General features: G+C 60.1%; 11 protein-coding genes and 1 pseudogene. 5 read left to right on the forward strand and 7 right to left on the reverse strand.

All coding sequences use genetic code 11. The annotated features are described in order from the left end of the window. Positions 1-327: enoyl-CoA hydratase/isomerase family protein (locus B3V69_RS08000; protein WP_296445427.1), on the forward strand; the 327-nt coding region annotated here is incomplete at its 5' end. A 12-nt stretch (positions 328-339) separates the two neighbouring features. On the opposite strand, the gene B3V69_RS08005 is transcribed toward B3V69_RS08000, so the two are convergent. The 4 genes from B3V69_RS08005 to smpB all read right to left on the reverse strand — a co-directional run bounded on the left by B3V69_RS08005 (position 340) and on the right by smpB (position 2,733). Continuing rightward, positions 340-1,155, reverse strand: coding sequence for an anti-sigma factor family protein (locus tag B3V69_RS08005; protein ID WP_296445429.1), 816 nt, complete (start codon positions 1,153-1,155; stop codon positions 340-342). 17 nt (positions 1,156-1,172) lie between these two features. Then, entirely contained in the window at positions 1,173-1,739 is a 567-nt protein-coding gene (locus B3V69_RS08010; protein WP_296445431.1) for an RNA polymerase sigma factor, read from the reverse strand. Between the two features lie 45 nt (positions 1,740-1,784). Beyond that, the gene (locus B3V69_RS08015; RefSeq protein WP_296445433.1) at positions 1,785-2,168 is read right to left on the reverse strand and encodes a hypothetical protein; all 384 of its coding nucleotides are present in this window, start codon (positions 2,166-2,168) and stop codon (positions 1,785-1,787) included. A gap of 91 nt (positions 2,169-2,259) precedes the next feature. Continuing rightward, positions 2,260-2,733 carry an SsrA-binding protein SmpB gene (gene smpB, locus B3V69_RS08020; protein ID WP_296445435.1) on the reverse strand — a complete coding sequence of 158 codons (474 nt, stop codon included), beginning with the start codon at positions 2,731-2,733 and terminating at the stop codon, positions 2,260-2,262. 68 nt (positions 2,734-2,801) lie between these two features. Between smpB and B3V69_RS08025 the strand changes: the two genes are divergently transcribed. Both B3V69_RS08025 and B3V69_RS08030 read left to right on the forward strand, forming a co-directional pair. Next, entirely contained in the window at positions 2,802-3,245 is a 444-nt protein-coding gene (locus B3V69_RS08025; protein ID WP_296445438.1) for a type II toxin-antitoxin system RatA family toxin, read from the forward strand. Next, positions 3,235-3,594 (forward strand): RnfH family protein, encoded by a 360-nt coding sequence (locus B3V69_RS08030; RefSeq protein ID WP_296445439.1) that lies wholly within the window; start codon positions 3,235-3,237, stop codon positions 3,592-3,594. The genes B3V69_RS08025 and B3V69_RS08030 overlap by 11 nt, the downstream gene beginning before the upstream one ends. A gap of 9 nt (positions 3,595-3,603) precedes the next feature. Here the strand turns inward: B3V69_RS08030 and B3V69_RS08035 are convergent, their stop codons facing one another. Continuing rightward, positions 3,604-4,134, reverse strand: a complete 531-nt coding sequence (locus B3V69_RS08035) for a DUF4124 domain-containing protein (RefSeq protein ID WP_296445440.1) — start codon at positions 4,132-4,134, stop codon at positions 3,604-3,606. Positions 4,135-4,271: 137 nt separating this feature from the next. Between B3V69_RS08035 and guaB the strand changes: the two genes are divergently transcribed. Then, positions 4,272-5,741, forward strand: a complete 1,470-nt coding sequence (gene guaB / locus B3V69_RS08040; protein WP_296445442.1) for an IMP dehydrogenase — start codon at positions 4,272-4,274, stop codon at positions 5,739-5,741. Next, complete coding sequence (gene guaA, locus B3V69_RS08045) at positions 5,738-7,351, forward strand: glutamine-hydrolyzing GMP synthase (protein WP_296445444.1); 1,614 nt, start codon at positions 5,738-5,740, stop codon at positions 7,349-7,351. Before guaB ends, guaA begins: the two co-directional genes overlap by 4 nt. A gap of 210 nt (positions 7,352-7,561) precedes the next feature. Here the strand turns inward: guaA and istB are convergent, their stop codons facing one another. Next, positions 7,562-8,392: an IS21-like element helper ATPase IstB gene (gene istB, locus B3V69_RS08050; RefSeq protein ID WP_296445446.1), complete on the reverse strand. Its 831-nt coding sequence runs from the start codon at positions 8,390-8,392 to the stop codon at positions 7,562-7,564. Beyond that, positions 8,382-8,795 (reverse strand): annotated as a pseudogene (locus B3V69_RS08055) (IS21 family transposase); the annotation flags it as partial. The gene istB and the pseudogene B3V69_RS08055, both read right to left, overlap by 11 nt. Between the last annotated feature and the right edge of the window lie 97 nt (positions 8,796-8,892).

An 8,892-nucleotide genomic window follows, 5' to 3' on the forward strand; every position in this document is an offset into this window, starting at 1 on the left:
CAGCACACGGCGGCCACACTGCGCCGACGTTCACCCTTGATGCTGCACGTGGTGCTGGCGCAAATTCGCCGCGCCCGCGACATGACGCTGGCCGACGATCTGCGCATGGAGCGTGACATGGTTCATCACTGCTTTCACCCTCAGCACCTGAATCGCAGTGCAAGCCAGAGTGAGACCGTGGAGGGCATCCGGGCACTGGCAGTGGACAAAGACAACGCGCCTTGCTGGAATCCGGCCCGCATTGAAGAGGTCACTCCCGACATGGTGGCGCCGTACTTCATCAGCCCCTGGACGCCCACGACGCATCCGCTGCGCGAGTTGAACTGAACGTGCCCTGGATCAAAGCTGGCGATACACCGCTTCCGCCAGTTTCATGAGGGCGTCACGCGGCAGCGGCCCGGCCAGCGCGTAACCAAAGCCCTGGTCGATCCAGTAAAAACTCGGTACCGGGCCGTCCGTCGCAAAGTGGAAGCTGCTCTCCCGCGCGTCGACTCCGCCCGGTGCCTTGTCCACGGCCCCGAGGTAAAGGGTGACGCGGGTGCCGGCAGCGTTCTGGAACATGAATTGCGCTCGCGCGCCCGCCTCGCCTGGCAATAGCCGTCCGCCCATGAGTTCATAACCTTGTGGCCCCAGATTGGGGACTTTGAGCGGCCTGCCCAGGCGCTTGGACAGCCATTGCACCAAATGGTCCTGCTCGGCAGCGGTGACCTCCACCGGATGTCGTACTTCCGGCGAATACACCGCATGCGCAAAGCTGGCCTGCCGCACAAAATTCTGCTCCGCCCGTCCTTTCGCCAGCGCAGGCGAGGGCGACCGGACTTGCCATTCGCCATGCGACGCCCAACCCGCGCCAAACGCCAGCAGGAAGCTGGCGGCCAAGCCGCCCCAGCGCCACCATTGCCTGATTTCTTGCCGCGAGGCAGCGGTTTGACGCGCGGCGCTCATCAGTGTGGCTGGAACGGGCTCGTCCAGAACTTGCTGGTGCAGGCGCCGCAGGGCGTCGCGCTGCTGCTGCCACGTCGCCATCGTGGCCTGTGCGGCGGGGTCAAGCGCCAAGCGCGCCTGCAATGCCGCCAGCGCCTCCTGTGAGAGCTGGCCGTCCACCAAGGCATGAATTTCATCGTCCGTGAGCGCTTGCGAAGAGGTCCTGTCCATGGTGTTTTTCCAGTGGCTCATTTCAGGCGGTGCAAAGGGATGACGTGACTTGGCGGGGGCACGGACACGGCCTGGGCGTCGGACGCAGGCGCTGCTTCGGCACTGCGGGCCGGTGCGTCCAGCAGTGCCTGCAGGCGGCTGCGCGCACGTGACAGGCGCGACATCACGGTGCCAACGGGAATGCCGGTAATTTGGGCCACTTCGCGGTAGCTCATATCCTCCACGCTGACCAGCAGCAGAACCACCCGCTGGTCTTGCGGCAGCAACAGCAGGCAGCGCTGCAAATCCATGGCATTGCCGAGATTGGCATCGGGTGCCGCCAATTCGTGCGCAACATCGTCAATATCCACGGTGCTGCCCTGTGCTTGTCGGGTCGCCCGGCGCACCTGATTGGCGAACAGGTTGTGCATCAGCGTGAACAACCAGGCCCGTAGGTCAGAACCCACGGCCCACAAACGCCACTTGCTGCATGCGCGCTCCAGCGTGTCCTGCACCAAGTCATCCGCCGCCCACGTGTCACCGGTCAGCGCGCGCGCATAGCGGCGCAGCGCCGGAATTTGATTGACGATGGGCTGGGTGTTCATTGAGTCGCTTGAGACAGCGCTGGCCTTTGAACGGTTGCGGGTGACTCAGGGCTTAGCGGTCTGCCACACCTTGTTGAAACCGTCACCGGTTTTGTCGCCGGGCTTGCTGTCCTTGGACCAGTAATACACGGGCTTGCCCTTCACCGCCCATTGCTTCGTGCCGTCGTCCCGCGTGATGACGGTGTAGTTACCCGAAGCCATGTCAGACGCGCCGGCCATGAAGGGCGGCCAGTTGGTCGCGCAGGGACCGTTACAGACCGATTTGCCGCTACCGGCAACATCTTTGTCAAACGTATAAAGCGTCATGTGGTTGGGGCCGACCAGCACGCCGTCAGCCACCGTGGCCGGGGCGGCATAGCCGGAGGCGCAAGCCCCCAGAAGACTGAGCGTCAGGGACAGGGACAGGGTGGCGCGCGAGATAACTTTCATGATGAACTCCTGAGTTGATGGACGCAAACAAGCATTTGCAGTTTCATAAACACCGCCAGCGTCTCGTTTATTCCCTGCCGCAGAAAAAAACTTAGCGCCGATGAATCTTCATCGCCCGCTCGACCTCGCGCTTGCCTTCACGGTCCTTGATGGTGTCACGCTTGTCGTGCTCGGCCTTGCCTTTGGCCAGTGCAATCTCGCACTTGATTTTTCCGGCTTTCCAATGCAGATTCAGCGGCACCAGGGTGTAGCCCTTTTGCTCTACTTTGCCAACCAGGCGTTTGATCTCTTCCTTGTGCAGCAAGAGCTTTCTGGTGCGCACCTTGTCCGGGCTGATGTGGGTGGATGCGGTGTTCAGGGGGTGAATCTGCAGGCCGATGATGAACAGCTCGCCATTGCGAACGACTACATAGCCATCGGTCAGCTGCACCTTGCCCTCACGCAGCGATTTGACCTCCCAGCCCTCCAGCACCAGCCCGGCCTCCAGGCGTTCTTCAAAAAAATAGTTGTAGGCGGCCTTCTTGTTGTCGGCAATTCGGGAAGCAGTTTCAGGTTTCTTGGCCATAAATTTGATGTCGGGTTGTCAGTCGTGCGAACAAGGCTTGTCTACAATCCCGCGCAGACCTCCATTCTATGAAAACCGTAAAGAAGTCCGTCCTGATCTGGTACAGCCCGCAAGAAATGTATCTTCTTGTGACTGAGGTTGACCAATACCCCCAGTTTTTGCCCTGGTGCGATCGCGCCCGGGTGGTGAGCTCCGACGCGAGTGGCATGACCGCGGAAGTCGGCATTTCCTTCAGTGGTATCCACCAGACATTCACCACCCGCAACGAGCATGTGCCGGGTCGCCAGGTTGCCATGAAGCTGGTGAACGGCCCTTTTTCAAGCCTGGATGGCGAGTGGAATTTTTTACCGCTGGGCGACGGCACGCAGCGCGCGTGCAAAGTGGAGCTGACACTCAACTACGGCTTTGACAACGCCGCGCTGGGCAAACTCGTTGGCCCGGTATTCGACAAGATTGCCGGGAGCCTGGTGGACGCCTTCGTCAAACGTGCGGGCCAGGTGTATGGCGAGTGACCTGACCATTCAGGTCACGGTGGCCTATTCTCCTAGGTCGCGGGTAGTGCGGGAGATCGAACTGCATTTGGCGTCATCCAGCACGGTCTTGCAGGCGGTACGGGCCAGCGGGCTTTTGCAACTGTTTCCCTCCATCGATCTTCAAACCGGCGTGGTCGGTATTTGGGGGCGCAAGGTCGGATTGAACCAGACGCTTCGAGAAAATGACCGTGTGGAAATCTATCGGTCGCTCACGGTTGACCCCAAAATGGCACGACGGGAGCGTTTTGTAAAGCAAGGGGTGCGGATGACCGGACTTTTTGCCAAAAAACGCCCTGCCGCCAAGGTCGGTCATTTACCCGGCGAGTGACGGCAGGCCTTATTTGCAGTCGGAATCGACGATCGCCTGAATGCGTTTGATTTCAGACGCACGTCCGGCGTCATCCAGAACTTCACGTTCACCTTTTTCGTTGGTCCGGGCCATGCGCATGCCAGAACCCAAGCTGGCTTTGGCCTGTTTGGCGCGCGCGCAATTCTCAATTTTTGCTTTCACGATTCGCTCTTCTTCAGCCTTGCGTTTGGCGACTTCCGCCTCTTCGGCCTTCTTCTTCTTGTCAGCCAGGTCTTTGTCGACACCACTCAGCCGGGGTGCACTGGCTGCACCCTCGGGCGCAGACGCCGCCGTGACTGACGCAGTGGCTGCCGTTGAAGCGGCGGGCATTTCGGTCGCGCCTGCGCTCGTGCCCCGCCCGCCGGGTCGTTTTAAAATATTTTTCTCCAGGACGTCTGCCGGTGGCGCCCGGTCACTGAATACTTTGCGCCCATCCTTGTCGGTCCACTGCCACTGTGCCGACGCCGCCAGCGACATCAGGCAAGCAGCTCCTATCAAAAAACGCCGGGTATGCTTCATGGCGCAAGTTTAGCGTGCACAAGACGGAATTTCCTGGAGGGCATCTCCTTTGGGCAGCTCCATGGGCCCGCTCGTCGCCCTCCGGTTCCGGGCAAGTCCCGGTGACGCGGGTACAATCCGCCATTTGGAGCTCAGACATGCGCCTAATTGGCAAAGCGCTCACCTTCGACGACGTCTTGTTGGTGCCAGCGTTCTCCCAAGTCCTACCCAAGGACACCTCTCTTGCAACCCGTTTCTCCCGCAACATCGCACTAAATCTGCCTTTGGTGTCTGCTGCCATGGACACGGTCACCGAAGCCCGACTGGCGATTGCCATCGCCCAGGAGGGTGGTATCGGTATCGTCCACAAAAACATGTCGGCGCAAGAGCAAGCGGCCCAGGTTTCCAAGGTCAAACGCTATGAGTCCGGCGTGTTGCGAGACCCCGTCGTGATCACGCCCCAGCACACCGTGCGCCAAGTCATCGATTTGTCAGCCCAGCTCGGTGTGTCGGGCTTTCCGGTCTGTGATGGCGGCAAAGTGGTCGGCATCGTGACCGGACGCGATCTGCGCTTCGAGACCCGTTATGACCTGCCCGTGAGCCAAATCATGACGCAGCGCGACAAGCTGGTCACCGTGCCGGATGGCACCACGCTGGCGCAAGCCAAGGTTTTGCTGAACCAGTACAAAATCGAGCGCCTGCTGGTGGTCAACGCCGCCTTTGAACTCAAAGGCCTGATCACGGTGAAAGACATCACCAAACAAACCAGTTTCCCGAACGCGGCGCGTGACGCGCAAGGCAAGCTGCGCGTCGGCGCTGCCGTGGGCGTGGGTGAAGGCACCGAAGAACGGGTTGAGGCGCTGGTGCGTGCCGGCGTGGACGCCATCGTGGTGGACACCGCGCACGGTCACAGCCAAGGCGTGATTGAGCGCGTGCGCTGGGTCAAACGCAACTATCCGCAAGTTGACGTGATCGGTGGCAACATCGCCACCGGTGCGGCTGCGTTGGCACTGGCCGAGGCCGGGGCTGATGCGGTCAAGGTCGGCATCGGCCCCGGCTCCATCTGCACCACCCGCATCGTGGCGGGTGTGGGCGTACCCCAGATCATGGCGATTGACAATGTCGCCACGGCGCTCCTGGGCAGTGGTATTCCGCTGATCGCCGACGGTGGCATCCGTTACAGCGGTGATATCGCCAAAGCCCTGGCCGCTGGTGCCAGCACCGTGATGATGGGCGGCATGTTCGCCGGCACTGAAGAGGCACCCGGTGAAGTCATCCTGTTTCAGGGCCGAAGCTACAAGAGCTACCGCGGCATGGGCAGCATTGGCGCCATGCAGCAAGGCAGCGCCGATCGCTATTTCCAGGAATCCACCACCGGCAATCCGAATGCCGACAAGCTGGTGCCTGAAGGCATTGAAGGGCGCGTGCCCTACAAAGGCTCCATGGTGTCCATCGTCTACCAAATGGCCGGTGGCGTGCGCGCCAGCATGGGCTACTGCGGTTGCGCCACGATCGAGGCCATGCAGAACGAAGCTGAGTTTGTGGAAATTACCACCGCAGGCATTCGTGAAAGCCATGTGCACGACGTGCAAATCACCAAAGAAGCGCCCAACTACCGGGCAGAATGATGCACCAAAAAATTCTCATCCTCGACTTTGGCTCCCAGGTCACCCAGCTGATTGCGCGTCGCATCCGCGAAGCGCATGTTTTTTGCGAAGTTCATCCCTGTGATGTGAGCGACGACTGGGTCCGTGCTTATGCCAGGGACGGCAAGCTCAAAGGCATCATTCTCTCCGGCAGTCACGCCAGCACCTATGAAGAGCACGACTTGCGGGCACCGCAGGCAGTCTATGAACTGGGCATTCCGGTGCTGGGCATCTGCTACGGCATGTTCACCATGGCCGTGCAGCTCGGCGGGCTGGTCGCACCCAGTCACAAACGCGAATTTGGTCACGCCGATGTCAGGGCGCATGGCCACACGCAGCTGCTGGAAGGCATTCAGGATTACGCGACCCCCATGGGCCACGGCATGTTGCAGGTATGGATGAGCCACGGCGACAAGGTCACCGAGCTGCCGCACGGCTTCAAGCTGATGGCCAGCACTGACAGCTGCCCGATTGCCGGCATGGCCGACGAAGAGCGCCGTTTCTACGGTGTGCAGTTTCATCCGGAAGTCACGCACACCAAGCGCGGGGCAGCCATTCTGGAACGCTTTGTCCTGGACATTTGCGGTACCCGGCCCGACTGGATCATGGGCGACTACATCAGCGAGGCTGTTGAACAAATCCGCGCCCAGGTCGGTACCGAAGAGGTGATTCTGGGCCTGTCCGGCGGTGTCGATTCATCGGTCGCGGCCGCGCTGATTCACCGGGCCATTGGCGACCAGCTCACTTGCGTGTTCGTTGACCATGGTTTGTTGCGCCTGAACGAAGGCGATCTGGTGATGGACATGTTTGTCGGCAAGCTGCACACCAAGGTGATTCGGGTGGACGCCGCTGACCAATTCCTGGGCCACCTGAAAGGCGTGAGCGACCCGGAAGCGAAACGCAAGATCATTGGCCGCGAATTTGTGGAAGTGTTCAAGGCGGAAGCCGACAAGCTCAAGAATGACCATTCGCGCCACGTGGCGTGGCTGGCGCAAGGCACGATTTATCCGGACGTGATCGAGTCGGGTGGCGCCAAGACCAAAAAAGCGGTGGTCATCAAGAGCCATCACAACGTGGGCGGCTTGCCGGAGCAACTGGGCCTCAAATTGTTGGAGCCATTGCGCGAGCTGTTCAAGGACGAAGTGCGCGAGCTCGGCGTGGCGCTGGGTTTGCCGTACCACATGGTCTATCGGCATCCGTTCCCGGGGCCGGGTCTGGGGGTGCGGATTCTGGGCGAAGTCAAAAAAGAGTACGCTGATCTGCTGCGCCGGGCCGATGCCATCTTCATCGAAGAATTGCGCAATTTCATCGATGAAGAAACCGGCAAAAGCTGGTACGACCTGACCAGCCAGGCCTTTACCGTGTTCTTGCCGGTCAAGAGCGTGGGCGTGATGGGTGATGGCCGCACCTACGATTACGTGGTGGCGCTGCGTGCCGTGCAAACCAGCGACTTCATGACTGCCGACTGGGCCGAGTTGCCCTATGCGTTGCTCAAGAAAGTCTCCAGCCGCATCATCAACGAGGTTCGCGGAATCAACCGCGTGACCTACGACGTCAGCAGCAAGCCGCCTGCAACCATCGAGTGGGAATGATTTTATATCTGGTGTCGGCGCCGATTGAATATTGACCCACCTTGCCGATCCAATATTGACCCAGGGTGGGTTGCTGAATTTTGAATCAGCAACTGTGGATAAGTGTACTCAATAGCTGGTTTTTCTTGAGTCTCCTTGTCTTTGATTACGAGCTGGGGGAAAGGAGCGAAGGGCGTAGCCCGTAGCGGAATTCCCCCAGCTTGTGGCGCCTCAGAACGGCTCGTCGGCCTCCTGTGTTGTCGGCACCGTTTTGCCGCCTTTGCGCTCACTCTCTCTGGCCTTGATGCGCGTCTTGGCGGCCATGGTGCTGTGCCTGAACCGGTAGGACTCGTTGCCCGTCTCCACGATATGACAGTGATGGGTGAGCCGATCCAGTAGTGCCGTGGTCATCTTGGCGTCAATAAACACGGCCGACCACTCCGAGAAACTCAGGTTGGTGGTGATCACCACGCTGGTATGCTCGTACAGCTTGGAGAGCAGGTGAAACAGCAAGGCACCACCGGCCTGGCTGAAGGGCAGATAGCCCAGCTCATCCAGGATCACCATGTCCATGCGCATCAGTGCCAGCGCAATACGACCGGCCTTGCCTTCGCGCTTTTCCTTCTCCAAGTCATTGACCAAATCAACTGTGGAATAGAAGCGCACCCGTTTGCCTTTTGCCGCAATGCCCGCCACCCCAATGGCCGTGGCCAGGTGCGTCTTGCCGGTGCCCGGCCCTCCAATGAGTACCGCGTTTTGTGCCGTGTCGGTGAAGTCCAATGTACTCAATTGGCCGACCAACTTCTTGTCCACCTTGGAGGCTTCAAAGTCAAAGCCCGCCAGGTCACGGTGCAGTGGGAACTTGGCCGCCTTCATTGGGTGGCGTACCGATGCAAAGGCCCGTTGCGCGTGTTCGGCTTGCAGCAAGTGCTCGATCAACCAACGCGAGGTCTGTATGCCCACATCGCTTGTCTGGCCCTCATGGGTTGTCAGCTCATCCCAGGCCCCGGCCATGCCGTGCAGGCGCAGCTCTTTGAGTTCGGTGCTGATATCACGACGCATGGCTAACCTCCACCATGGCGTCGCCACGTAGGCTGTCATAGCGCCCTGTGTTGGCCACTGGAACCTCCCTCAAATGCAAACTGCTCTCGACAGATTCTGGCGTCGGCACGGCGTTCAGACGTGCCAATACGTTGAGGACGTGCTCGGCGCTGAGCACACCAGATTCGATGACCAATTCCACCGCCACCAGCACTTTCTCCAAGCCATGGCTGGATACGCAATTGAGCACCTGCGCCATGATTTTGTCGCCGCCATCGTGGCGCATCAGCCCTTGGCGCAAACGCAGCAAAGGCGCAGGCATGTCGGCAAAGGGGGCCCCGTTACGCAGAGCGCCGGGCTTGCGCTGCACTAGCGCAATGTAGTGATGCCAGTCGTAGCAGATGTGGCCCCGGTCGGCCACGCGCACTGGTGGCCACCGGGCCCGATCAGATTTACTGCTGGGACATCAGCTACTTGCCCACCGAAGTACGCGGCCTGTACTTCTATCTTTACCTGTTCGT

Origin of the sequence: Rhodoferax sp. UBA5149 (assembly GCF_002413825.1) — a bacterium.
In the GTDB taxonomy this organism is placed as follows: Bacteria; Pseudomonadota; Gammaproteobacteria; order Burkholderiales; family Burkholderiaceae_C; genus Rhodoferax.